The following is a 23951-nucleotide window of genomic DNA, read 5'->3' on the forward strand; positions in this document are numbered from 1 at the left end:
GGAAGCGGTGGGCGAGGGCCCACGAGCCGCCGTCGGCGGCATGGTCGACGCAGCTCGGTGACTTGACACCCGATTTGCCCAGGTAGCGGTAGCGTTGCCACCATGGCCGCTCACAACGCAACAGACGCAGTCAGCTCCGGTGAGAACGCGGAATCCAGTTCTGTGCTCCCCCCACCGGCTGCTTTGCCGGGCTCGGACTCGCCTGTCGGCAGTAGCGGCACGCGCAAGCCGCGCGTCGCCGTCGTCTTTGGGGGCCGCAGCGGCGAGCACGCGGTCTCCTGCGCCACCGCCGCAGGCGTGCTGGACGCCATTGACAGGGACCGCTACGACGTCGTGCCCATCGGCATCACCCGTCAGGGCCAGTGGGTGCTGGTGGACGATGATCCCGATGCCCTGCGCCTGAGCGATGACCGCCCGCCGGTGGAGATCACCGCCGACGGGCTCGGCCGCGGAGAGCTGGCCATGCGCCTGGGCGGCGGAAACCTGACTGCGATCACCCCCGCCGGCCCCGAGGTTCTCGGCGCCGTCGACGTCGTCCTGCCGCTGCTGCACGGCCCCTACGGGGAGGACGGCACCATCCAGGGCATGCTGGAGATGCTGGGTCTGCCGTATGCGGGCTGCGGCGTGCTCGCCTCCGCCGCCGGCATGGACAAGCAAATCACCAAGGTGCTGCTGCGGGCGGCGGGCATCCCCACCGCCCCGCATGTGCTCGTCGAGCCGCACCGTTGGCGCCGTGACAAGGCCGCCATCCTCGCCGAGTGCGCGCAGCTCGCCCAGCCCCTGTTCGTCAAGCCCGCTCGCGCCGGCTCCTCCCTGGGTATCAGCCGGGTGGAGGACCTGGCCGAGCTCGATGCGGCGATCGAGGCGGCCCGCGAGGTGGACCCGAAGGTGCTGGTCGAGTCCGGCATCGTCGGCCGCGAGATCGAGGTCGCCGTCCTCGCCGGCCACGGCGACGACGCCCCGCGCGTGGCCGAGCCCGGCGAGATCGTCATGGACGCCGCCAACGGCGCCGGCGAGTTCTACGACTACGAGACCAAGTACCTGGCCCACGACGCCGTCGCCATGGTCTGCCCCGCCCGCATCACCCCGGCCGAACGCGAACTGCTCATGCGTCGGGCCGCGGAGGCCTTCATCGCCATCGGTGGGGAGGGCCTGACTCGCGTCGACTTCTTCCTCACCCCGGGTGGGGAGGCGATCGTGAACGAGGTCAACACCATGCCCGGCTTCACGCCCTTCTCCATGTACCCCTACATGTGGCAGGTGACCGGGCTGCCCTATCGCGACCTCGTCACCGAGCTGATTGAGCTGGCGCTTGAGCGCCCCACGGATGTCAACCGCTGAGGTCGACGACGCCGGGGCGCCCTCGGACCTCAGCGGCGCCGGAGCCGACGGTTGCGACGCCGCTGTCGCCGTCGACTCCGACGACGTGCGTGGTGCGTCAACCACCGTTGCCGACCTTGGGGAGGAGGCGCTGCTGGCCGCCTTCACCCCGCTGCTTCCGCAGGCGGCCCGTGTGCTGGTGCCCAGCGGGGACGACAGTGCCGTAGTCGCCGCCCCGGACGGGCGCTACTGCGTGAGCACCGACGTGCTCGTCCAGGGTGAGCACTTTCGTACCGACTGGTCCACCGCCCGCGACGTCGGGGCGCGTGCCGCCGCTCAGAACCTCGCCGACATTGCCGCCATGGGGGCTGCGCCGACGGCGCTGGTGGTGAGCCTGGTGCTGCCGCGCACCACCCCGGTGCGCTGGGTGCGGGACCTGGCTCGCGGCTTTGCCGACGCGTGTGCGGGCACGGGTGCGGGCGTGGTCGGCGGTGATCTGAGTGTCGGTGACCGGGTGGTCATCGCCGTCACCGTCCACGGCGACCTGGATGGCCGCCGTCCCGTGCTCCGTTCGGGAGCCTGCCCCGGCGACCTCGTAGTCCACTGCGGCACGCTGGGGCGCTCGGCCGCCGGGCTCGCACTGCTGCAGGCCGGCCTGGATGACCGCTCGGACGGGTGGGATGACGCCGTCGCTGCCGCACACGCCGGTGCGCGGGACGACGCGGGCGGAGATGGTGTGAAGATCGACGACGGCGGTGCCGCGGCCGCCGCGCAATGCCTGCGCATCTACCGGGCGCCGAGCCCGCCGCTGACAGCCGGCCCGGCCCTGGCCGACGCCGGAGCCAACGCCATGCTGGACGTGTCCGACGGGCTGCTGCGCGACGCGGACCGGATCGCCCGGGCCAGCGGCGTCGTCGTCGAGATCGCCGACCCGGACGCCCACCCGGAGACCGGGCTGACGCATGACCTCGCCGCGTTGGTGCCGGTCGCCGGCTTGCTTCGCCCCGACGCCGTGGCCGCGCGTGACCTGGCGCGGGCCTGGGTGCTGACCGGGGGAGAGGACCATGGCCTGCTGGCCGCTGTTCCGCCGTCGGCGGTCGGGCGGCTGCCGGAGGGGGCCCGCGTGATCGGAGCCGTGCGCGCCAGGCGCGCGGGTGAGTCGGCGGGGGTGCTCGTCGGCGGACGCGTGCCCGAGCGCCTCGGCTGGGACCACTTCATGGCATAGATGCACGGCCCGTCGCCACATCTACCGATCTCGGTACGTAACTTCTACCGATCTCGGTACGTAACTTCTACCGATCTCGGTACGTAACTTCTACCGATCTCGGTGAGGGGGAGGAGCCGGAGCCAGGGAAAAGGCCGCCGTCCGCGGGTGCGGGACGGCGGCCTCGGATGCCCCTGCTGGCCAGGAAGACGCGCTCAGATGTTGCGCGTCACCTTGCCGGCCTTGAGGCAGGACGTGCACACGTTGAGGCGCTTGGGGGTGCCATTCACGAGAGCACGTACACGCTGAATGTTCGGGTTCCACCGGCGGCTGGTCCGCACATGGGAGTGCGAGACGCTCTTGCCGAAGACGGGGCCCTTGCCGCAGACGTCGCACACAGCAGCCACGGTTCCACTCCTGAATCTTCTTGGTGTAAGCGCGCGGGCCCTTTGCCCGGCGCCGGGTCTACCGCCCGGCGACACCGGTCGCGGGCAACCCCAGCACTTTATCCGAAACGGCCCGCAGCCCCAAGCCGAGGGGGTATGGGCTCGCGCACACGCCGCGCCCCGGGCAGAGGCGCGTAGGTGCCGCAACCGTTAATCTGGCCCCGGAAACCGTAGAAGCGAGCGCGCGAGCCCACGGCGCCGCGCCTGCGGCTACCGCCTGGCCGACGTTACACGAGCAAGGGGAGGGATAGGCGTGGCAGACCGCACAGGCGCCCCGGCGATGGCCATCACCGCACCGCTGCTGCGTGCCTGGCTGGAAGCGGCCAGGACAGTCGCCGAATCCACCCGCGAGCTGGTCGACTCCCTCAACGTCTTCCCCGTGCCGGATGCCGACACCGGCACCAACGTCCTGCTAACCGTCCGCTCCGCCTGTGACGCCCTGGCGCTCCTGCCCGCCGGGGGCGACCTTGCCCAGGCGGCCCGTGCCGCCGCTGACGGCGCCGTCCGCGGTGCCCGCGGCAACTCCGGCCTGCTCATCTCCCAAGTGCTGGCCTCCCTCGCCGACGTATGCGCTCAGGCGCCCGACCCCGACGCGCTGCGCCCCGTCGAGCTGGTGCACGCCTACGAGCGCATCGCCGCCGCCACCTGGAGCGCGGTCTCCCGCCCGGTTTCCGGAACGCTGCTCACCGTTGCCCAAGACGCCGCGGACAACGCCCGCAGCGCTCTGGAGGAGGCCACGGCCGCCGCCCCGGCTACCATCTCCGCCGTCGCCGCATCCGCGGCCTTCGGAGCGCAGGAGAGCGTCGTGGAGACCGCCGGCCTCGGCCACGGCGCTGTCGACGCCGGCGGTGCGGCCCTGATGCTCATGTACACCTGCCTGTCGGACATCATCAACACCGCCGGTGCGGCCACCGGCATGCCACGTCCCGCACCCGCCCCGATCTCGCGGTTGCCATACACCCTGGTGGCAAGGCAGATGCTTGATGACCTGGTCGCGGGCGCCACCCACGGGGGGTCCGCCCGCGTCTCCGAGACGCCCTTCTCCACCGGCGAGTTCGAGGTCATGTACCTGTTGGAGGCGACGGCCGCCCAGGCGGCCGACCTGCGCCGCAGGCTGGAGGCCATCGGCGACTCCGTGGGCGTTGTGGGCACCCCCGACGCGCTCGGCGTGGGCATGTTCCAAGTCCACGTCCACACCGACACGCCCCGCGCCGCGCTGCCCCGGCACGGCCGTGCCCGTCAGGTGTGCATCCACCACCTGCACCCGACGGCGCTCGCCGTCGCCCCGGTCTGGGAGGCCGATGAGCCGCCGCTGCCCACAACCGGGCCCGACGACGGCCGTGTGGTCTCCTTTGAACGGCTCGCCGCACGCCGCAGCCGCTCCGTTCCGGACTCACCCGACGCAGAGGCCCGGACCGAGTCCGGAACTGCGCGTCGCGTAGGTGTCATCGCCTGCACCCGCGCCCCCGGCCTCATTGAGCAGTTCGCGCGTACCGGCGCCGTGGTGGTGCTCAACCCCGAGCGTGACGGCATAGTCCGTGCAGCCGGAGATATTGGAGCCGCCCAGGCGATCGTCCTGCCCTGCGATCCGCAGGCCGCCTGCAGCGCCCACGAGGCCGCACGCTTCCTCGCCGCCCGGTCTGCCGTCTCTTCGGTGCGCGGGGCAGGGGACGGTGAAGTCTCCCGCACCGTCCCCGATGGCGTGCGCCTGCTGGTGTGCGATACCGACGACGAGGCTCGCGTCCTGGCGGCCGCCGTCGCTGTGGCCGGGCAGGCCGGGCGCGCCGAGCTCGGCGAGCTGGCCACCCGTGCGGGGGGCGTCGCCGCGGCCGTACGCACCACCGCCTTGACCGGCCCGGATGCAGAGGCTGACGCCGTCGCATCCGCACTCACCGCGGCGTTGCGTCCTGACGACGAGCTCGTCACGGTCATCCTCGGTCGGGACGCGCCTCCCGACGCCGGCGCCATGGCGGCGGCCGCCGTCGCCCGCTACACCGAGCGCCACGGCATGTTCCCCGATGCCATCGAAGTCGTCGTCCACGCGGGCTCCCAGGCCGCCCCTGACGTCCTGCTCGCCATCGGGTGAGCGCCGACCATGACTCCCAAAGCTGCCGAGCATCCCGGGCGGCGCACTCCGCGCGGCGCCGTCCCCATGCTTGACCGCCCACTGAACCGGCTCCTGGGGCGGACCACCGCCGCCCAGCTCGCCAAGCAGGGCATTACCACGCCTCGGGGCCTACTGCGCCTGTTCCCGCGCCGCTATGACACCTGGGGAGACCTCACTGACCTGCGGTCACTCAAGCGCGGAGAGCAGGCCACTATCCAGGCGCAGGTGGTGCGCGCGGACGCGCGCCGCACTCGCGGCGGCCGCCCTCCCGCCCTGCTGGAGGCCACCGTCACCGACGGCAGCTCGACCATGGATCTGGTCATGTTCGGCAACCCCGGCCAGATGCGCCACCAGGCCGAGCAGCTCACCCCCGGCACCACCGTGCTGCTCAGCGGCAAGGTCGGCCTGCACCGCGGTCGCAGGCAGCTGGCCGTCTCCCGCATCCAGGTGCTTGACGAGCTGGACGACGTCGAACGCGAGGCGCTCCTCGCACGCCCCATGCCCATATATCCGGCCACCGAGGCGATGCCCTCCTGGCTGGTGGGCCGGGCCGTGCGCGCCGTCCTGGACCAGATCGAGCCGGACGACGTGCCCGAGCCGCTGCCCGAGCAGGTGCGCGCCGCCGAGCGCCTGGTGGACGCATACACCGCCTACAGGTGGGTCCACGCACCCGAGGAGGCCTCCCAGTGGCGGGCCGCCCGTCGCCGCCTGCGCCACGAGGAGGCCCTCGTGCTGCAAGCCGCCCTGGTGCAGCGGCGCGTCCAGCACGCCGCCGAGCACACCGCCGTCGCCTGGCCGATACCCGGAGAGAACTGCCTGCTGGCGGACCTGGACGCCTCCCTGCCGTACACGCTCACGGCCGGGCAAAGGCGCGTGGGCGCACAGATCGCCGATGCCCTGAACTCCACCACGCCGATGCAGATTCTGCTCCAGGGGGACGTCGGAAGCGGCAAGACCCTGGTCGCCCTGCGGGCCATGGCGCAGGTGGTCGGTGCCGGAGGGCAGGCCGCCCTGCTCGCCCCCACCGAGATCCTCGCGGCCCAGCACCGCGCCTCCCTGGAGGCCCTGCTTGGTCCGCTCGCGCGTGGGGGCATGCTCGGAGGCGCCGAGCACGCCATCCGCGTCCGGCTGCTGACCGGCTCCACTCCGGCCACTGAGCGTCGCAAGCTGCTCGCCGACCTCGCCGCCGGGGAGCCGACCATCGTGGTGGGCACCCATGCACTGCTGTCCCAAACCGTGCAGATCCCCTTCCTGGGGCTGATCGTCGTTGACGAGCAGCACCGCTTCGGCGTCGCCCAGCGTGACGCGTTGCGCGAGCGCGGTGGCGTCACCGACCCGGTCACCGGAGCCCAGCGCACCCCGCACCTGCTCGTAATGACTGCGACCCCCATTCCCCGCACCATCGCCATGACCGTCTTCGGGGACCTGGACACCGCCGTGCTGGATGAATCTCCCGGAGGCCGCAGCCCGATCACGACCTCCCTGGTGCCCTGGGAGCGTGAGCCCTGGGTGGAGCGCATCTGGAAGCGAGCCGCCGAGGAGGTCACCGCGGGCGGGCGCGTGTACGTGGTATGCCCGCGCATCGACGCCGACGCCGACGCCGGCCCTGAGGCCGGGGCCGAGCAGGACGAACCGGACCCGCCCGTGGATGCGCTCCTGGACACGGACGGCGAGCTCGTGGAGGAGACACGGCCGCTGGCCGCCGTCGTCGACTGGGCGCAACGCCTGGCCGACGAGCCGGCGCTCGCGGGTGTGGGCATCGGCACCCTGACCGGCCGGATGACTGCGGCTGAGAAGGACGCCGCCATGGCGGACTTCGCCTCCGGGCGCACGCCAGTGCTGGTATGCACCACTGTGGTGGAGGTCGGGGTGGACGTGCCGGAGGCCTCCATGATGGTCATACTCGACGCGGATCGCTTCGGCCTGTCCCAGCTGCACCAGTTGCGCGGGCGGGTGGGGCGCGGTGAGCACAAGTCCGTGTGCGTGGCGGTGACCGGGGTGGAGGTCGGGTCGCCCGCCTACCACCGGCTCAAGGCCTTCGGGGACATCAGCGACGGCTTTCAGCTGGCGGAGGCCGACCTGGAGCTGCGCAGCGAGGGGAATGTGCTCGGCGCCGCCCAGTCGGGCCGGCGCAGCGACCTGGACCTGCTGCGCGTGAGCCGTGACGGTGCGCTCATCGCCCGGGCGCGGGAGCAGGCGGAGGCGATCATCGGCGCCGATCCGAGGCTGGTCGAGCACCAGGACCTGGCGGCCGCCATCGCCGACCGCCTGGACGAGGAGGCCGGCGCCTACCTGGAGCGGTCCTGAGCATTGGGCGGTCCCGACGTTGTGGCTCCACCTCAGGCCAGAACAAGCGTCATGAAACGGCGGCCGTGCGCCCCCGACTTTGTGGAACCAACAGCTGAACCGGTACCACTCGTCTTTCGTGCGACCGAACCGGAGGCTGCCAAGTCGATCAGTGCGGCGCGGCGCACCCTGTTCCCGCTGAGCGAGCGAGTCACCACGGACCGCGACGCCGTTGAGCGTGCCCGTTGGACCGCTGTGCCGCGGTTGGACCCCTGTTCTCCGCTTGGACCCCTGTGCCCCCGTTGGACCGCCGTAGCCGCCGGTTACAGCGGTCCATCGGGGCGTGAGCGGTCCATCGGGGCGTTGGCGGTCCAACCAGGGGCGGGAGCGTGCACCCGAAGGCGCGAATGTGGTCCCGAAGTTGCGAGCGTGCTCCCGGGGGTGGCTCCGCGTCCTCCACGGGCACACGCAGCCCACTCAAACTACGGGCCCCGTAGCCACCAGCAGCGACCAACTCACCACCGGCTACCAGACCACCGCCCACAGCACCGGCACCGCCCCACCACCACAAACGACTAACACGGTAGAAGACTGACACCGCCAGCGCGGAGCCCCACCACTGGGTGATTCCATGAGGCTTGTATGGGACCCCTCCGCCTGGGAGGACTTCCGCTACTGGCAGATGGCCGACCGGCGCGTCCTGAAGCGCATCAACACGCTCCTGGCCGCAGCCCTGCGTGAGCCCTTCGCCGCAGGGCGATGACGGCACAGTCTGCTGTCGGACCGCCACGACTCGGGAGGGCCGATTCAGTGCGCAGCGGGCTCTGTGGCATTCGCATAGTCACCGCGCGCCGCATAGCGCGGCCGATTCAGTGCGCAGCGGGCTCTGCGTCGGCCGCGGCGCCGTCGTCGTTGGAAGGGGCGCCGTCGTCGGGCTCGGCGAACCAGAGCGTGGTCTCCCCGTACTTGCGCGTGGAGAACCGGCGCAGGCCCGCGGGCCAGGACGGCTCGGGGGAGCGCGAGGAGCGCTCGACCACCACCACCGCGTCCGGCGCCAGCCACGGGTCCTGGCGGCGGGGCAGCGGCGCCAGCATCGCGGCCAGGGTGGCCTCGTCGACGTCGTAGGGCGGATCGAGCATCACCAGGTCCACGGGCGCACCCGCCGGCCCGGCCAGGAAGGCCTCCACCTTCGCGGTGGCGCTGCGCACCCCGCGCAGGCCGAGGGCGCGAATGTTGGCGTCGCACACGTGGGTGGCGCGGCGGGAGGCGTCCACCAGGGTCACGTCGGTGGCGCCGCGGCTGGCCGCCTCCAGGCCGAGTGCCCCCGAGCCTGCGCACAGGTCCAGTACGCGCGCGTCGGCGATGACGCCGTAGTGCTCGAGCCGGCCGAACAGGGCTTCGCGCACGCGCTCGGAGGTGGGGCGGGTTCCGGCCGCGGGCACGTCGATCCGGCGCCCACCGGCGCTCCCGGCCACAATCCTGGTCATGGGGCGAGCCTAGAGGATTGGTCCCCGAAACCGGGGCCGGGGAAGCCGGTTCCGGTGGGGGCGGCCGAGACCCACCGCCCTCGTAGCGGGCGCCGCACGCTCAGCCGCCCGGCTGAAAGCAACGATCCGCGTGATTCTGCGGTTTGTCTGCCGGGTTGGGGGGAGATGGGAAGCCTCCTGCGTGCGCCGAGGCCACCGGCGCACGCAGGAGCGTCCACACCCGTTCGCGCTCAATTCGATGATTCCGCGTAATTCCAATGAAAAGCCGGAAAGTGGTGGGCTCATCTCGGAGGCCTAAGCGTGCGCGGTCATTCATCATCACCCCGCCGTTCCATCTGACGCCGTCGCGATCGACCTCGACCCGTAACTACTACCGACCTCGGTGTGGGGCTGAGGACGTGGGGCGCGTGCCGGCCAAATGTCGCAGTGCCACTAGGCTTGAGGCGGACACGCAAACACCGGGGTTGGCACCGCAGACACTCCGCCGGGATCGGGAGGAAGACATATGCCGCGCACCGTCATCGGACCCGCTCACACCGATCAGGGCATGCAGCCCGAGGCCGGGGCGGGATACAACACCGCACCCTCCTGGCTGCTCCCCACCGTGCCCGGACCCGGCCGCGGGCGCCACCTGCCCCCGCGCGCGTGGGTCGCCCCCGAGAACACCAGCGCCCCCAGCCTGAGCCTGAACGGCACCTGGGCCTTCCGCCTGCACCAGTGCTCGCACCCCGAGGGCCTGGATGAGCGCGGCGAACCCATTGCCCCGGTCTTCGACACCGCCGACGGCTCCCTGGGCCCCTGGGGCGAGATCGACCTGCCCGCCCATTGGGTGCTCACCGGCGACGGCCGCCGCGGCCTGCCCTGGTACACCAACGTCCAGTACCCGATCCCCGTCGATCCGCCGCACGTGCCGGACGAGAACCCCACCGCGGACCACGTGCGCACCTTCACCCTCCCCGCCGGCTGGTCCCTGAACCAGGCGGGCGCCCGGCAGGTGCTGCGCCTGGACGGGGTGGAGTCCTTCGCCTCCGTGTGGGTGAACGGCACCTGGGTCGGCACCACCCAGGGCTCACGCCTGCCCTCCGAGCTGGACGTCACCGGCCTGCTGCGAATGGGGGAGAACACCGTGGCCGTGCGCGTGTCCCAGTGGTCGCCCGGCACCTACGTGGAGGATCAGGACCAGTGGTGGCTGCCCGGCATCTTCCGTGACATCACCCTGCTGCAGCGGCCCGCCGGCCGGATCGACGACGTGTTCGTCCGCACCGACTACGACCCGGCCACCGGCGCAGGCACCCTCGAGGTCGACCTGGACGCGCCGGCCGCCGCCTTCCCCGTGCGGGTCGAACTGCCCGAACTGGGCCTGAGCGCCGAGCTGGCCGGCCCCGGCACGGCCCGCCTGGCCGCGCCCGCCGTCGAGCCCTGGAGTGCGGAGGTACCGCGCTTGTACGAACTCCAGGTCACCGCCCGGGAGGAGAGCGTGCGCCTGCGCACCGGCTTCCGCCGCCTGGAGGTCGTCGACGGCCAGGTGCGCGTCAACGGCACCCGCCTGATCATCGCCGGCGTCAACCGCCACGAGGTCAACGCCCACCGCGGCCGCGTGTTCGATGCGGACTGGGCCCGCGCCGACCTGTCCGCCATGAAGGCCCACAACGTGGGTGCCATCCGCACCTCCCACTACCCGCCTCACCCGCGCCTGCTGGACCTGGCCGACGAGATCGGCCTGTGGGTCATGGACGAGTGCGATCTGGAGACCCACGGCTTCGAGGCCCACGACTGGCGGGGCAACCCCACCGACGACCCCGCCTGGCGCGACGCCCTGGTGGATCGCGCCCGCCGCATGGTCGAGCGTGACAAGAACCACCCGGCGATCCTCTTCTGGTCCCTGGGCAACGAGTCCGGCACCGGCCGCAACCTGGCCGCCATGAGCCAGTGGATCAAGCACCGCGATCCCGGGCGCCTGATCCACTACGAATCCGACTTCGCCGGCGCCTACACCGATGTGCACTCCCGCATGTACCCGACCCTGGAGGAGGTTGAGGCCGTAGTCGGGCGCGGGGCGGAGGCCAACGCCGCCGACGGCGCTTCTGCCGCTCCGGCTCCCGCCAGCACGCCGGTGGCCGTCGCCGGGCATCCCGCCGCCCGGCTCACCCCCGCCCAGAACGCGCATGTGCGCACTCTGCCGTTCATCATGTGCGAGTACCTGCACGCCATGGGCACCGGCCCCGGCGGCATCGAGGACTACACCGCACAGGTAGAGCCGAATCCCCGCCACCTGGGCGGATTCGTCTGGGAGTGGCGCGACCACGCCCTTATCGACCCCCGCCCCGCCTCCGGTGGCGCACTGCGCTACGGCGGTGACTTCGGCGAGAGCGTCCACGACGGCAACTTCGTGTGCGACGGGCTTGTCTGCGCCGACACCACCCCCAGCGCCGGCACCACCGCCTGGGCCAACGCGGTCGCCCCGGTCCTGGCCACCTGGGTCGGCGACGCCGGCCGAGCCGGTTCCGGCGCTGGCACCGTCCGGGTGCGCAACCGCTTCCACACGCGCACCACCACCGGGCTCACGCTCGCCTGGCAGGTGACTGCGGACGCCTCCGACGCCGTCCCCGCCCCGGCGGACGGCATCCCCGGCGAGGACGATTCCCGGCAGGGGAGCGCCCACACCGCCCCCGCATCCGCCACGGTTCCAACCCTCGGTGCCGTGACCACAGGTGAGCTTCCGCTGCCGCAGATCGCCGCTGGGCAGGAGGAGCATCTGGAAGTGCCTGCGCTGGTCGACGCCGTGGCCCGCGCCCGCGCCACCGGCCGCCCCGTCCACGTGCTCACCGCGGTGCTGGACCCGTTCGTCGCCGGCGTCGACGACGCCGAGCCCCGGCAGATCGACCCGGCCGCCGGTGCCCCGCTGCTGCCCCAGGTCGCCTGCGCCGAAGCCTCCGGGCGCCGGGTCATGTCCACCCGGGAGGTGGCGGCTGCGGCCCCATGGGATATGCCCACTCCGACCGGGCCGGCTCTCAGGATTGCGCCTGCGGGCGGCCACGCCGAGGCCGCGAGCGCCGCGGGCCGGCAAACGGCTACTCCTGGCGAGGTGCCGGTGCGCGTGCGCGGCGGCATCCAACTGGGTCCCGCCCGGCTGGACGAGCGGGGCCGGCTCCTGGAGCTGGGCGGCCTCGGCGTCGTCGGCCCGCTGACCACGGTCTGGCGCGCGCCCACGGACAACGACGAGGGGCACGGGCCCATCGACTACTGGCACGTGCCGCCGAACCCCGCCAACCGTGGCGCCGGTGCCGGACGCCCAGGCCCCTCCTCGGCCGACCGCTGGCGCGAGGCTCGCCTGCACCTGATGAGTGAACGCCATGTGGCCACCGCCATCACGGGTGATGCCGTTGTTGTGCGCACCCGCTGTGGCGCGCCGGAGATGTCCTGGGTCCTGGACACCACGACGACGTTCACCGCCGAGTCCGGTGGACTGCGGCTGCGCACCGAGATCATCCCGGCCGGTGACCTGCCTGCCGTCCTGCCCCGCCTGGGGGTGCGCCTGGGGCTGCCAACGTGGCTGACTCGCGCGGTCTGGGCCGGACTCGGTCCCGGGCCGGTGTACCCCGATCTCGCCGGTGCTGCCCGACATGGCGTCTTCAGCGGCTATGTGGATGCGCTGTGGCAGCAGCCGGTCCGCCCCCAGGAGGGCGGTACTCGCGTCGGGCTGCGCCGCCTGCAATTGGATGGCGACGCCGGGCGCCTGAATGTCATCATCCCGCCCGCGGTGCCGACCGCATTCTCGCTGAGCGCCTGGAGCCTGGAGAACCTGACGGCTGCCGAGCACGTGGAGGAACTGCGGCCGGACACGCACCTGTGGCTGCACCTGGACGCACTCCATCACGGCATCGGCTCACGCTCCTGCGGCCCCGATGTGCGCCCGCATGCGGCCGCCGCCCCGCGCCCGGTGGTGGTTGAGGCATGGTTGGGCGCTGAGCGCCGCTGACGTCGGCGGGTCCTCCAGCGCCCGGAGGTGTCCGTTGGCAACTGCGCTCCGGACGATGGCACGGACGCGGTGGACACGGTCACGCACGCCGGAGGCCGTCACGCGCCGGCTGCGGCGCGCGTCCCCGCCCGCCGCAGCCGGTCCGCTAGCCTCGCAGCGTGACGCTCGCCGTATACCCCGGAACCTTCGACCCGATCACCCTCGGGCACGTTGACGTCGTCCGTCGCGCCGCCGCCCTGTTCGATCACGTCATCCTCGGGATCGCCCACAACGCTGCGAAGGACGGCGCACGCCTGTTCCGCATCGAGGAGCGGGTGGCACTGGCCCGAACGGCCCTTGCGGATGTGGCCGGCGTGGAGGTCGCCGTCGTCCCCGGCCTGCTCGCCGAGTTCTGTGCGCAGCGGGGAGCCGACGCCATCGTCAAGGGGCTGCGCAATGGCACCGACTTCGACGCCGAGGTCCCCATGGCCCTGGTCAATCGTAAGCTCGGCGCCCCAGAGACGCTCTTCCTGACGGCCGCACCCACTCACGCGCACGTGTCCTCCTCGCTGGTGAAGGAGGTCGCCCGCCACGGCGGAGACGTCCGCGCCATGGTGCCCGACGACGTCGCCGCAGCCCTGGCACGGGCTTTGGGCGGGCCGCCGTCGCCCGCCGCGGCGGAACCGCCGCCCGGTGCCTTCCTACACGACAATCCCGGACCCTCGCAGAAACGAAGGACGAACCCGTGACCACCCGCGCAGACGCCGGAGACGACCTGCTACGCATCCTCGACGAGCTTGACGAACTCATTTCCACGGCGCGCTCGCTGCCGATGAGTACCTCCGCGATCGTGAGCCGTCAGGACGCACTCGAGCTGATCGAGCGTGCCCGCCAGGCCGTTCCCACGGCCGTACACCGTGCCGAGGAGATCGTTGCGGATGCCGACGCGGTCCTCGCCCAGGGGCGTGAGGAGTCCCAGCGGATACTCACGCACGCGCAGGAGGAGGCCGAGCGACTCGTGGCGGGAGAGAATATTGTGCGTATGGCCAATGACCGCGCCGACGCCATCATCTCCACCGCCGAGGAGCGCGCCGAACGTCTGCGCCACGGCGCAGACGACTACTCCGATCGTTCCCTGGCCGCCTTGCAGGCCGAGATCGGCAAGCTCGCTGAGCAGATTCAGGCCGGGCGCGAGGCGCTGGCCGCGCGCCTGGGCGCGGACGGCGCCGCACCCGACGCCGAGCAGGAGCGTCGTGACGCCGCCCGCCACTTCGCCGGCTGGTCTGTTGACCCGGCCGGCACACGCAACTGGACCAAGGGCGGCCGCTAGGCCGACCAGCCCACTCACGGTAGATTCGCCCGCGCCCCGGGGAGGGGCGCACGACCCGTGCGGTAGCCCATCCGCGGATCCCGCATGGAGACGCCCGCCTCACCTGCGGTGTCACAAGCTCTGAGCATTCCAGGAGGAACAACATGGCCAGCACGGCCGGACTCGTCGTTGACATCGTCGACCTGCCACAGCAGGTCGGCGCGATCAAGAACGTCCATCTGGAGACTTCAGCCCCGGCCGACCTCGGTGCGGAGATGATTGGCGCCCTGGAGGACAGCCCCCTGATTGTGGACGCCGAGCTGACCAGCTTGGACAACGGCGTATTGGTGCGCGGGAGTGCTGACGTTCACCTGCGCGGCCAGTGCGTGCGCTGCCTGCGCGACATCGAGGAGGACACCACCGTCTCCTTCGATGAGCTCTACTTCACCCCTGAGGCCGCACAGGCCCAGGCCGATGAGGGCGACGAGGAGGCGGACGAGCTGTTCACCGTCGGTGATACCACCTTGGACCTGGAGCCGGCCCTGCGGGACGCGCTCGTGCTTGCCCTGCCGTTCCAGCCGCTGTGCCGTCGGGACTGCGCGGGGCTGTGCGCGCAGTGCGGTCAGCGTCTGGACGACTTGCCGGCCGACCACCACCATGAGCAGCTGGATCCGCGCTGGTCCGCCCTGGCTGCGCTGCTCCCCGAGCAGGAAGAGGATCCGGAGCAGGGGGAGCGCCACTGATGACTTCGCGTCGTAAGAAGCGCAGCACGCCGTCGGCGCGCGAGGACGTGGACACGCTCCTGTTCCGCTGGGGCGAGCGCATCGACGCCGACCTGCTCGACCTGGCCCTGACTCATCGCTCCTGGGCACATGAGCACGGTGGCTTGCCCACCAACGAGCGGCTGGAGTTCTTGGGCGACTCGGTGCTCGGCGTCATCGTCACCGAGAACCTGTACAACGCCCACCCGGATCTGCCTGAGGGACAGCTGGCGAAGATGCGGGCCGCTACCGTGTCGGAGCCGGCCCTGGCCGCGGTCGCCCGGGACCTGGGACTGGGTGAGTTCATCAAGCTCGGCCGCGGAGAGTCCTTGTCCGGGGGGCGTGACAAGGACTCCATCCTGTCCGACACCGTCGAGGCCCTCATCGGCGCCACCTACCTGACGACCGGCCTGGAGCCTGTGCGCGCCGTCGTCGAGCGCCTGGTGGCCCGTTTCCTCGACGACGCCTCCATGCGCGGAGCGGGCCTGGACTGGAAGACGAGCCTGCAAGAGCTCACAGCCGTCCACGGTCTGGGCAACCCCGCCTATGAGGTCGTGGCCACGGGGCCGGATCACCGCCGCGTATTCACCGCGCGCGCAGTCGTCGACGGCCGGGTTCAGGGGGAGGGCACCGGAACCTCCAAGAAGATTGCCGAGCATGCCGCCGCCGAGTCCGCCTACGCCGCCATTCTGGCCGCGCGCGGTGATGGGGGGCTGCGGCTGCCCGGTGTCAATGAGGCCCTGCGCGCCGACCTCGGCGCAATGCGGCTCTCCGAGCGGCGGGGCACGACCGGGGCCACCGAGCCAGGGGCGCCGGGCACGCTCCCCTCCGCCTGAGGAGCCTGCGCCCCGATGCCGGAACTACCCGAGGTCGAGACCGTCCGCGCCGGCCTGGCCCGCCACCTGAGCGGCCGGGCGGTGGAGCGCGTGGAGATCCTCGACCCGCGGCCGCTGCGACGCCAGCAGGGCGGTCCGGACGCCTTCGTGCGCAAGCTGACCGGACGCACATTCACTGCCGCCGTGCGCCGCGGCAAGTTCCTGTGGCTCCCGCTTGACGACGGCGATGCCCTGGTAGCCCATCTGGGCATGAGCGGGCAACTGCTCGTGCACGGCACCGTCACCGGCCGTGACTCCGCAGCCGCGGGGCGCCGGGATCCGCGTGCGTTTCTCGCAGACTCCGAGGCTCCCCGGGTGGACCTCACGGCGACCCGCGACCCCCGATCGGCGAACGGCCCCGAGGCCCTCCCGCGGCACCTGCGGGTGCGCCTGCATCTGTGTCCCGTTCCAGGTGACGATCCGGGAGGTGCGGTGGTGGATCTGGTCGATCAGCGCATGTTCGGTGGTCTGCGCGTCACCGACATGGTGCCCACGCCGGACGGCGGCCCAGGTGGTGCGGGCAGCCTTGCACCGCTCATCCCCAGTGACGTCACCCATGTCGCTCGTGACCTGCTCGATCCGCACCTGGACCGGCCCGCCGCCATCGCCAAGATGCGCAGTTCCAACCGGGCGGTCAAGACTCTGCTGATGGATCAGGGCGTCGTCTCCGGCATCGGCAACATCTACGCCGACGAGGGACTGTGGGCCGCCCGCGTCCACGGCCTGCGTCCGGGCAAGGCGCTTGGACCGCGGGTGACGGCCCGCCTGCTGGAGGCCACCGGCGAGGTCATGGAGCGGGCGCTGGCCGTGGGCGGCACCAGCTTCGACGCCCTGTACGTGGACGCCGACGGCGCCGCCGGATTCTTCGCCCGTTCCCTGGCGGTCTATGGGCGGGCCGGACAGGAGTGCCGACGCTGCGGCGCGCTCCTGCGCGCCGAGACGATCGGGGGCCGCAGCCACGTGTATTGCCCGCGCTGCCAGGTCAGGCCCCGGCAGCGGCGTGCCTGAAGGCTGCGGGTACGGTCCGATCCGCCGGACTGTGACGTAGGTCCCCGCTGCTGATAGTCTCCTGCCCATGCAGACTGCTTCCGGACCTGAGACGGTTCGCGTCATGATCGTGGACGACCATGAGATCGTCCGCCGCGGCATTGCTGAGATCATTGAGCGTGCGGACGGGCTCGACGTCGTCGCCGAGGCCGGGTCCAAGGCCGAGGCCATCCGCCGCGCCGAGCTCATGCGCCCGAGCGTGGTGCTGGTGGACTTGCAGCTGCCCGACGGCACCGGAATCGAACTCATGCAGGCGCTGCGCGAGTCCGTTCCCGACGCCCTACCGATTGTGCTGACCTCCTTCGATGATGATGAGGCCCTGGCGGAGTCGCTCGACGCCGGTGCACGCGCCTACCTGCTCAAAACCGTCCACGGAGCCGAGATCAGCGATGTGGTACGTGCCGTCGCCTCCGGCAGGGTCCTGCTCGACGAGCGCACCGTGACGCGCCGTCGTGCGGATCACGACGACCCCACCGCAGACCTGACCAACGCCGAACGCAAGGTGCTCGAGCTGATCGGCGATGGCCTGTCGAACCGGGAGATCGGCGAGCGGCTCGGGGTCGCTGAGAAGACCGTCAAGAACCACATCACCTCCCTGCTGGCCAAAATGGGCCTGCAGCGGCGTACCCAGGTGGCGGCGTGGGTCGCCGGCCAGCGCGCCTCCGGTTGGCGGCGCAAGTAGTCGGCGCCAGCGGGCCGCTCCCGAGCGGGCCCCGCCGGATCTACCGACCTCGGTACGTAAGATCTACCGACCTCGGCATGTAACTTCTACCGACCTCGGCATGTAACTTCTACCGACCTCGGTACGTAAGATCTACCGACCTCGGTGATTTGGGCGGTTAGGCGCCCAGGCGCCCGGGCTCCAGGCCCAGGTCAAGGCCGGGCACCGTGCGGGGCTGCTGCAGGGGCACCCGCCAGGTGAAGCAGGTTCCCCGGCGCTCGCCGTCGGAGCGGGCCCGCGGGCCGATCACGAAGCTGCCGCCGTGGCGGCGAGCCCGCTCGGCCATGTTGGCGGTACCGGAGCGGCGCGTGACCGTCGGGTCCACGCCCACGCCGTCGTCGCGGCACACCACCTCCACCACCGGTGCACCCTGGAAGGGCTCGGCGTCGCCCGAGGCGGCGCCGTCCTGGCCGGCCGGCGGCTGTGAGGCGAGCAGTCCCTCCACCTTCACGTCCACGGTTACCGAGGAGGCCCTGGCGTGCCGGGCCACATTGGACAGGCCCTCCCGCACCACGGCGACGATGTCGTCGGCTATGTCCGGCTCAACCGTCGCATCGATCATCCCGATCAGCTCATCCTCCTGTTCACGCTCCGCCTGCGCCAGGCCGTGCCCGTCCACTGTGAGGATCAGGGAGGGCGCGAATCCCAACGACGTGCGGGCCAAGGAGGCCTCGCGCCGCAGTCGCTCGACCACACTGACATCCTCGTCGCGGTCCCGCAGAGACCGCACGATCGAGCGGATCTGCCGCACTGAGTCGTCCACCGCGGCCAGGGACGCCTCCAGCGCCTGACAGGCCACCGTCATGTCGGTGCCGGATGCGGCGCTCTCCTGCTTGAGCCGGTCACGAGCAGCCGATATCTGCATCCCGGTTGCGAACAGCTGCTGGATCGCCAAGTCGTGCAGGTCGCGGCCGATGCGAGCCCGCTCGTCCAGGAGCGTGGCCATCTCCTCGGCGTGCTGGGCATCGGCCAGCTCGAAGGCCATGGTCGCCTGACCGGCGACGAGCTCGGCGATCTCGAGGTCCTGCTGGGTGAAGCGCTCGGCGCCCTGGGCGCGCAGCAACAGCATCACGCCCACGCCGCGGCCCCGGTGGATCATGGGCGCATACAGCGCCGGCCCGAACTGGGACAGTTCCTGAACCAGCAGGTCGGAGGCGCCCCAGGCGTCCGCCAGCGAGTCCTCAATCAGCCCGTTGCGGCGCGTCAGCGTCTTCAGGGCGCGCCCCTCCGGGGGGAAGAAGGTCCCCACCAGCTCGTCGGCGTGCTCCCCGTCGGCGATCTCGCAGATCCAGCTGTCGCCCACGCTGGGGAGCACCAGGGCGGAGGTGTCCGCATGCGCGACCTCACGGACCCGGCGCGCGATCAGGGTCAGGGCGTCGTCCTCGTCCGCGCCGGACAGCAGCATCGTGGTCAGCTCCTGGGAGACCACCATCCACTGCTCGCGGTCGCGCGCCTCCCGATACAGGCGGGCGTTCTCCAGTGCCACGGCGGCCGCCTCCGCGAGCGTCAGCACCGCAGTGACGTCGGCCTCGGTGAATCCGCCGTGCTTGTCACACAGGTACAGGCGGCCGTAGACCTGCCCGCGCACCCGCAGTGGCACGGACAGGATGGCTCCGCAGCGTTCGCCGTCGCCGGGGCGGTTGCGGACGAGTACCCCGGAGTCCTCCGGACCGGCGCCGGGCGCCCCCACCAGCATGCTCGCAAGCTCGTCGGCGGAGGCGGTGGCGGGGCCGGTGGTGAGTGAGGCGGCGGTGGCGGGGTCGGCGGACCTCGGCGCGGCGATCGTCCCCCAGGCGGCACCGGTCAGGGCGCAGGCGGAGTCAACGAGCCGGTTCAGGGCCTCCGGGACCTTCAACGAACTGGTCAGGCGCAGGGCCGCCCGGAATAGGCGGACGCTGCTGCCGGCCGGCGCGTCGACCGTGCTGTGCTGGGCGGGGATACCGGGGTATGAGGGTGTCTCAGACATGCGTGTCCTGCTCCTGCTCTAGGGACCAGCGGTACTCGGGGTCGTCGGCGGCCAGGTCCGCGTGGGTGCCGCGACGAGTGATGGTTGCGGGTGAACCCGGCGGAGCGTCGTCCGGGCGGCCCAGGATGAGCACCTCATCCGCCGCCGCAAGTCCGGACAGGCGGTGGGTGACCAGAAGGATGCCACGGGACGGTGCGGCGGATTCGGAGTCCCCACCGGGGGAGCCGGGCGCCTGCGCGGTGCCCGCCCCCAGCAAGTCCCCCACCAGCAGGTCGGCGGTGGCGGCATCCAGGTGCTCCCCGGGCTCATCCAGCAGCATCAGCGGGGCCGGGGCGGCCAGGGCACGGGCCAGCAGCAGACGACGGCGCTCGCCGCCGGACACCGTCGTGGCATTCGCGCCCAGGCGGGTGCTCAACCCCGCGGGCAGATGCGCCAACCAGTCACCCAGGCCGGAGCGCCGCAGCAGGTCCTCGGCCCGCTCCGGGGTGAGGGTGCCGTCGGCGACGCGCAGGTTCTCCAGCACGGTGGTGTCGAACACGTGCGCGTCCTCCGCGGTGAGGCTGATGCGTCCGGCGGCTTCGGCCCGCTCCGCGGCCCACGGTGGTACGCCGTCCAGGGTCAGCTCCCCGCCCAGCGGCTCCAACAGGCCGGCGAGGGTGAGCAGCAGCGTGGTCTTTCCCACCCCGGAGGGCCCCACCACCGCCAGACGGCGTCCCGGCACCAGATCCAGGCTGATGCCCGTGGCGACCACCTCTCCGCCCGGCCAGCCCACTGCGAGGTCGCGGGCCCGCAGCTTCGGCCCGGCGGCGCCCACGGTCGGCAGCGGCTGCGGTGCTGGTGCGGTGGCGGCGCCGACCTCAGCATCCTCGATGAGCGCAACCAGGCGCACGGCCGCACCCGCAGAGGCGACTAGCTGGACGGAGGCCGGCCCCAGCGCGGCGGAGGCCTCGAAGGCGCTCAGTGGCACCAGGACCACCACCGCCAGCCACACCGGTGCCAGCCGGCCGTCGGAGACGGCCTGGGCACCCACCACCATGTTGCCCAGCACCGCCAGCCCCATGGCGACGCCGTCCATGACGGCGGCCAGCGCCGCCGGACGGGCGGCCCGGTCCCGGGTGGAGGCCAGGTGCGACTCCAGCCGGGCCAGGTCGGCCATGGTGTGCGGCATGCGCCCGGATACGCGCAGCTCATCGGCGCCGTCGAGCACATTCATGACGGTGGCAGCCAGCTCGGTGGAGTGCTGCTGCCGCGCCAGCTCGGCGGCGCGGGCGGAACGGATGGTCAACAGCGGTCCGGCCACACCGGACAGCAGGAGGCACGCCGCCAGGATCAGCCCCGCCGGCGCGTACACGAGTGCCACCCCCAGGCTGGTGCCCAGGCCAAGTACCACCGCCACCGCCAGCGGCAGCAGCGAGCGCACCACCAGGTCGCCGACGGCGTCGACGTCTGCGCCGACCCGAGCCAGCACCTCCCCGCGCCGCAGCCCGGCGACCGTGTCGGTACGGGCCTCGGCCAGGATCTCGTACACGCGGGTGCGCAGCGCGCTCATGCCCCGCAGCGCCGTGTCGTGGGATGCCAGCCGCTCGCAGTAGCGCAGCACGGAGCGGGAGATGCCGAACAGTCGCACCGCCACCGGCGCCACCCCGAGGGCCACCACCTCCGGTGTCTGGGAGGCGCGGGCGATCATCCATGCGGCCACCGCGGCCAGGCCGACGGCGCTGGCCAGTCCCAGGGCGCCCAGGGCGACGGATGCGGCGAAGCGGGCGCCGTCCAGGTCGAGCAGGGCCACCGCACGGCGCAGGGCGTGCCGCTCCGCGGGCGTCAGTGCGAGGCTCATCGGTCTCCTCCCGAGAACACGAGCTCGTCCATTCCGGCTGCGGGGGAGGCGCCCGGCGGCTCCGCCTCGGGCCGGGGGCGGGAGACCACTTCGACGACGTCGTCGGCCAGGGCCACCAGCGCCGCCCGGTGGGCGATCACCACGACGGTGCGGCCGGCGTCGCGCAGCGCGCAGACGGCATCGAGCACCCGAGCCTGGCTGCCGGCGTCGAGGTGGGCGGTGGGCTCGTCGAGCAGCCCCAGGGGGGCGTCGTCGGCCAGGGCGCGGGTCAGGGCCAGGCGCTGGCGCTGCCCCACGGACAGGCCCACCCCGCCCTGGCCCACGCGCGTGCGCCAACCGTCCGGCAGGGCGGCGAGGACCTCGTCGAAGCCGGTGGCCGTGGCGGCGGCTTCCAGCGGGGGAGGGACCGGGGCGGGGCCGGCAGGCGAGGTGCCGGGCTCGCTGCCGAGTGCGTTGTCCAGCAGCGTGCCGGGCACGATCACGGGGCGCTGCGGCACCCAGGCGATCTGCTCCCACCAGGACGCGGGGGAGATGTCGGCCAGGTCCATCGCCGCCCCGTCGGGGGCGACCACCCGCACCCGACCCCGGTCGGGAGGCAGAAGGCCCAGCAGCAGCTGGGCAGTAGTGCTCTTGCCCGCACCGGAGGCGCCGGTCAGTGCCACCACCCGGCCCGGGCGGATCGTCGTTGTCAGGCCGGCGGGCGCCCAGGCGCCGCGGGCGGCCACGGACACCCGCTCGAACTCGATGCGTGCCGTGCGCAGGTCGGGCGCGGGCCGCGTGCCCGGGACGGGGACGTGCTGCTCAAGCACGGTGAAGACCGCATCGGCGGCCGCCACGCCATTGGCGGAGGCGTGGAAGTGGAAGCCGACCTGGCGCAGCGGCTGGTACACCTCAGGGGTGATCATGATGACCAGCAGGCCGGTGGCCAGGTCCATGCGCCCGTACAGCAGCCGGAAGCCGACCTCGACGGCGACGATCGCCACAGACAGGGTGGTGATGAACTCCAGAACAGCCCCGGACAGGAAGGCCACTCGCAGCGTGGACATGGTGGTGGCGTTGTAGGCGCGGCCGAGCTCGCGCACCCGCCTGGCGGGGCCGGCCTGGCGGCCCAGCGCCTTGAGAGTGGGCAGGCCCGCGAGCAGATCGAGCAGCTGACTGCCCAGGCGCTCCATGGTGTGCAGTCGGGCCTCGGAGTGGGTCTGAGTGAGGCGGCCGATCAGGATCATGAATACCGGGATCAGCGGAATCGTGCAGGCCACCGCGATCGCGGACGGCAGGTCCTGGGCGAGTAGCACCAGGCCGGTGGCGGGGGTGACTGTGGCAGCGAGCAGCAGCTGTGGCAGGTAGCGGGTGAAGTAGGGCTCGAGGTCGTCCAGGCCGCGGGTGAGCAGGGTGGCGGTGTCCGCCCCGTGGACGGCTCGCCAGCGCGGCCCCAGGGCGGCGGCGTGGCGCAGTACTTGGCGGCGTAGGTCGACGGTGACGTCGGTGGCGGCGCGGTGGGCGCGCGACTCCTGCACGTACAGCACCAGTGCCCGGGCCGTCACCACTCCGGCCAGCGCCGCGATCGTGGGTGTCACGGTGGCGAGGGTGGCGTTCCCGGTGATGACCGGGGAGATGGCCCGGGAGATCAGCCAGGCCTGGGCGACGACGAGCAGCGCGGTGAGCGCGCCCGTAACCGCCGTCGTGGCGATGTAGCGCCGTGCCGCGGCTGCGTACCGCATGAGTCGGGGGTCCAACGGCTTCACCCCCACAGCATAGTGCTGGAGTGGGACCGTGGTCCCGGGAGCGGGCTCTCTGGAGGGATTGCCGCAGCGGGGGAGCTCGCCGCGTCTACAGTGCCGGCCATCGCGTTATCCGCTGGTCTGTCGGGAGGCCGAGCGGCGTGAGGGTGGGAAGTCACCCGGTGGCAGCCGGATTGTTCCCCTAAGCAGGCGGTTCAGTTCACCAGTGGGGCTGTGGTGGCGCTGGAGCGGAACAGCTCCTCCAGGTCGTGTCCGTAGTTCGTTTGTGGTGGGGCGGTGCCGGTGATGTGGGTGGTGGTCTGGTGGCGGATGGCGAGCTGGGCGCAGCTGGTGGCTGCGGGGCCCGTAGTTTGAGTGGACTGCGTGTGCCCGCCGGAGGGGGCGAGTGGCTTGCACCGCCCTGGTTGGACCGCTCACGCCCCGATGGACCGCTCACTTCCCGATGGACCGCTCACTTCCCGTTGGACCGCTGTAACCAGCGGCTACGGCGGTCCAACGGGGGCGCAGGGGTCCAACGGGGGGACAGGGGTCCAACGGGCAGGCTCGACGGCCACGCACGCAGACACCCAACCGCGCACACCGATACCCGGCCGCGCACCGCCACCCGAGCACTCACACAACCGGACCTAGCTCCAGAAGATGGTGTTCACCGCGCCGACCCACACCTCGTACTCCGGGCCGGTCCAGCCGGTGCCGTTAGGCGCGGTGGGGGCACGACGGAGGGCCGTCGGATTGTCATGCCGGTCCCTCGGCTTGGATACAGCCTCACCTCCTTCCGGGTTATCGGCGTGAATACGTGTGCGCGATCGGGGTTTTTCGTTGAGATAGTGGGTGAAGGTCGGGAGTATCAGGGGGGTGTGGTTCAGCGCGGCGCCCCGCGGCGCG

Annotated in this window: 17 protein-coding genes; 12 read left to right on the forward strand and 5 right to left on the reverse strand. The window is 72.1% G+C overall.

The features are described 5' to 3' along the window. The first annotated feature begins 102 nt into the window (after positions 1 to 102). Together E4J16_RS04340 and E4J16_RS04345 are read left to right on the forward strand one after the other, a co-directional pair. Positions 103 to 1341, forward strand: coding sequence for a D-alanine--D-alanine ligase family protein (locus E4J16_RS04340; RefSeq protein WP_136313359.1), 1239 nt, complete (start codon positions 103 to 105; stop codon positions 1339 to 1341). Further along, the gene (locus tag E4J16_RS04345; protein WP_136313360.1) at positions 1328 to 2545 is read left to right on the forward strand and encodes a thiamine-phosphate kinase; all 1218 of its coding nucleotides are present in this window, start codon (positions 1328 to 1330) and stop codon (positions 2543 to 2545) included. Before E4J16_RS04340 ends, E4J16_RS04345 begins: the two co-directional genes overlap by 14 nt. 194 nt (positions 2546 to 2739) lie before the next feature. Here E4J16_RS04345 and rpmB read toward each other — a convergent pair whose 3' ends face one another. After that, complete coding sequence (gene rpmB, locus E4J16_RS04350) at positions 2740 to 2931, reverse strand: 50S ribosomal protein L28 (RefSeq protein WP_073327266.1); 192 nt, start codon at positions 2929 to 2931, stop codon at positions 2740 to 2742. Between the two features lie 292 nt (positions 2932 to 3223). On the opposite strand from rpmB, the gene E4J16_RS04355 reads away from it, so the two are divergent. The 3 genes from E4J16_RS04355 (at position 3224) to E4J16_RS04370 (ending at position 8126) form a co-directional block, all read left to right on the forward strand. Continuing rightward, a complete protein-coding gene (locus E4J16_RS04355) occupies positions 3224 to 5056 on the forward strand; it encodes a DAK2 domain-containing protein (RefSeq protein ID WP_420809324.1) in 1833 nt (610 codons plus the stop codon). Positions 5057 to 5137: 81 nt separating this feature from the next. Continuing rightward, entirely contained in the window at positions 5138 to 7384 is a 2247-nt protein-coding gene (locus E4J16_RS04360; RefSeq protein ID WP_136314578.1) for an ATP-dependent DNA helicase RecG, read from the forward strand. Between the two features lie 610 nt (positions 7385 to 7994). After that, complete coding sequence (locus tag E4J16_RS04370; protein WP_136313362.1) at positions 7995 to 8126, forward strand: type II toxin-antitoxin system YoeB family toxin; 132 nt, start codon at positions 7995 to 7997, stop codon at positions 8124 to 8126. Between the two features lie 106 nt (positions 8127 to 8232). On the opposite strand, the gene rsmD is transcribed toward E4J16_RS04370, so the two are convergent. After that, positions 8233 to 8850, reverse strand: a complete 618-nt coding sequence (rsmD, locus tag E4J16_RS04375; RefSeq protein ID WP_136313363.1) for a 16S rRNA (guanine(966)-N(2))-methyltransferase RsmD — start codon at positions 8848 to 8850, stop codon at positions 8233 to 8235. A gap of 505 nt (positions 8851 to 9355) precedes the next feature. Here rsmD and E4J16_RS04380 point away from each other — a divergent pair. The 7 genes from E4J16_RS04380 to E4J16_RS04410 all read left to right on the forward strand — a co-directional run bounded on the left by E4J16_RS04380 (position 9356) and on the right by E4J16_RS04410 (position 17482). Beyond that, positions 9356 to 12829 carry a glycoside hydrolase family 2 TIM barrel-domain containing protein gene (locus E4J16_RS04380; protein ID WP_136313364.1) on the forward strand — a complete coding sequence of 1158 codons (3474 nt, stop codon included), beginning with the start codon at positions 9356 to 9358 and terminating at the stop codon, positions 12827 to 12829. Positions 12830 to 12987: 158 nt separating this feature from the next. After that, complete coding sequence (gene coaD / locus E4J16_RS04385; RefSeq protein WP_136313365.1) at positions 12988 to 13557, forward strand: pantetheine-phosphate adenylyltransferase; 570 nt, start codon at positions 12988 to 12990, stop codon at positions 13555 to 13557. Next, positions 13554 to 14138, forward strand: coding sequence for an ATP synthase F0 subunit B (locus tag E4J16_RS04390; RefSeq protein ID WP_136313366.1), 585 nt, complete (start codon positions 13554 to 13556; stop codon positions 14136 to 14138). The genes coaD and E4J16_RS04390 overlap by 4 nt, the downstream gene beginning before the upstream one ends. Positions 14139 to 14281: 143 nt before the next feature. Continuing rightward, positions 14282 to 14860: a YceD family protein gene (locus E4J16_RS04395; RefSeq protein WP_136313367.1), complete on the forward strand. Its 579-nt coding sequence runs from the start codon at positions 14282 to 14284 to the stop codon at positions 14858 to 14860. Next, a complete protein-coding gene (rnc, locus tag E4J16_RS04400) occupies positions 14860 to 15714 on the forward strand; it encodes a ribonuclease III (RefSeq protein WP_136192783.1) in 855 nt (284 codons plus the stop codon). The genes E4J16_RS04395 and rnc overlap by 1 nt, the downstream gene beginning before the upstream one ends. A 15-nt stretch (positions 15715 to 15729) precedes the next feature. Beyond that, positions 15730 to 16761: a bifunctional DNA-formamidopyrimidine glycosylase/DNA-(apurinic or apyrimidinic site) lyase gene (gene mutM, locus E4J16_RS04405; protein ID WP_136192784.1), complete on the forward strand. Its 1032-nt coding sequence runs from the start codon at positions 15730 to 15732 to the stop codon at positions 16759 to 16761. Positions 16762 to 16828: 67 nt separating this feature from the next. Beyond that, entirely contained in the window at positions 16829 to 17482 is a 654-nt protein-coding gene (locus E4J16_RS04410) for a response regulator (protein WP_136192785.1), read from the forward strand. A gap of 157 nt (positions 17483 to 17639) precedes the next feature. On the opposite strand, the gene E4J16_RS04415 is transcribed toward E4J16_RS04410, so the two are convergent. Genes E4J16_RS04415 through cydD form a run of 3 tightly spaced genes read right to left on the reverse strand, consistent with a single transcriptional unit; the run spans position 17640 to position 23069 of the window. Then, a complete protein-coding gene (locus tag E4J16_RS04415) occupies positions 17640 to 19487 on the reverse strand; it encodes a GAF domain-containing sensor histidine kinase (protein WP_136313368.1) in 1848 nt (615 codons plus the stop codon). Beyond that, the gene (gene cydC / locus E4J16_RS04420; protein ID WP_136192787.1) at positions 19480 to 21324 is read right to left on the reverse strand and encodes a thiol reductant ABC exporter subunit CydC; all 1845 of its coding nucleotides are present in this window, start codon (positions 21322 to 21324) and stop codon (positions 19480 to 19482) included. The genes E4J16_RS04415 and cydC overlap by 8 nt, the downstream gene beginning before the upstream one ends. Beyond that, positions 21321 to 23069, reverse strand: a complete 1749-nt coding sequence (gene cydD / locus E4J16_RS04425) for a thiol reductant ABC exporter subunit CydD (protein WP_204519938.1) — start codon at positions 23067 to 23069, stop codon at positions 21321 to 21323. The genes cydC and cydD overlap by 4 nt, the downstream gene beginning before the upstream one ends. Positions 23070 to 23951 lie beyond the last annotated feature (882 nt).

It is taken from the genome of Actinomyces procaprae (assembly GCF_004798665.1).
GTDB classification, from domain to species: Bacteria; Actinomycetota; Actinomycetes; order Actinomycetales; family Actinomycetaceae; genus Actinomyces; species Actinomyces procaprae.

Coding starts and splice junctions, on each gene's coding strand:
- E4J16_RS04340 (WP_136313359.1), top strand. CDS start 103: ATGGCCGCTCACAACGCAACAGACGCAGTCAGCTCCGGTGAGAACGCG.
- E4J16_RS04345 (WP_136313360.1), top strand. CDS start 1,328: ATGTCAACCGCTGAGGTCGACGACGCCGGGGCGCCCTCGGACCTCAGC.
- E4J16_RS04370 (WP_136313362.1), top strand. CDS start 7,995: ATGAGGCTTGTATGGGACCCCTCCGCCTGGGAGGACTTCCGCTACTGG.
- rsmD (WP_136313363.1), bottom strand. CDS start 8,850: ATGACCAGGATTGTGGCCGGGAGCGCCGGTGGGCGCCGGATCGACGTG.
- E4J16_RS04380 (WP_136313364.1), top strand. CDS start 9,356: ATGCCGCGCACCGTCATCGGACCCGCTCACACCGATCAGGGCATGCAG.
- E4J16_RS04395 (WP_136313367.1), top strand. CDS start 14,282: ATGGCCAGCACGGCCGGACTCGTCGTTGACATCGTCGACCTGCCACAG.
- rnc (WP_136192783.1), top strand. CDS start 14,860: ATGACTTCGCGTCGTAAGAAGCGCAGCACGCCGTCGGCGCGCGAGGAC.
- mutM (WP_136192784.1), top strand. CDS start 15,730: ATGCCGGAACTACCCGAGGTCGAGACCGTCCGCGCCGGCCTGGCCCGC.
- E4J16_RS04410 (WP_136192785.1), top strand. CDS start 16,829: ATGCAGACTGCTTCCGGACCTGAGACGGTTCGCGTCATGATCGTGGAC.
- E4J16_RS04415 (WP_136313368.1), bottom strand. CDS start 19,487: ATGTCTGAGACACCCTCATACCCCGGTATCCCCGCCCAGCACAGCACG.
- cydC (WP_136192787.1), bottom strand. CDS start 21,324: ATGAGCCTCGCACTGACGCCCGCGGAGCGGCACGCCCTGCGCCGTGCG.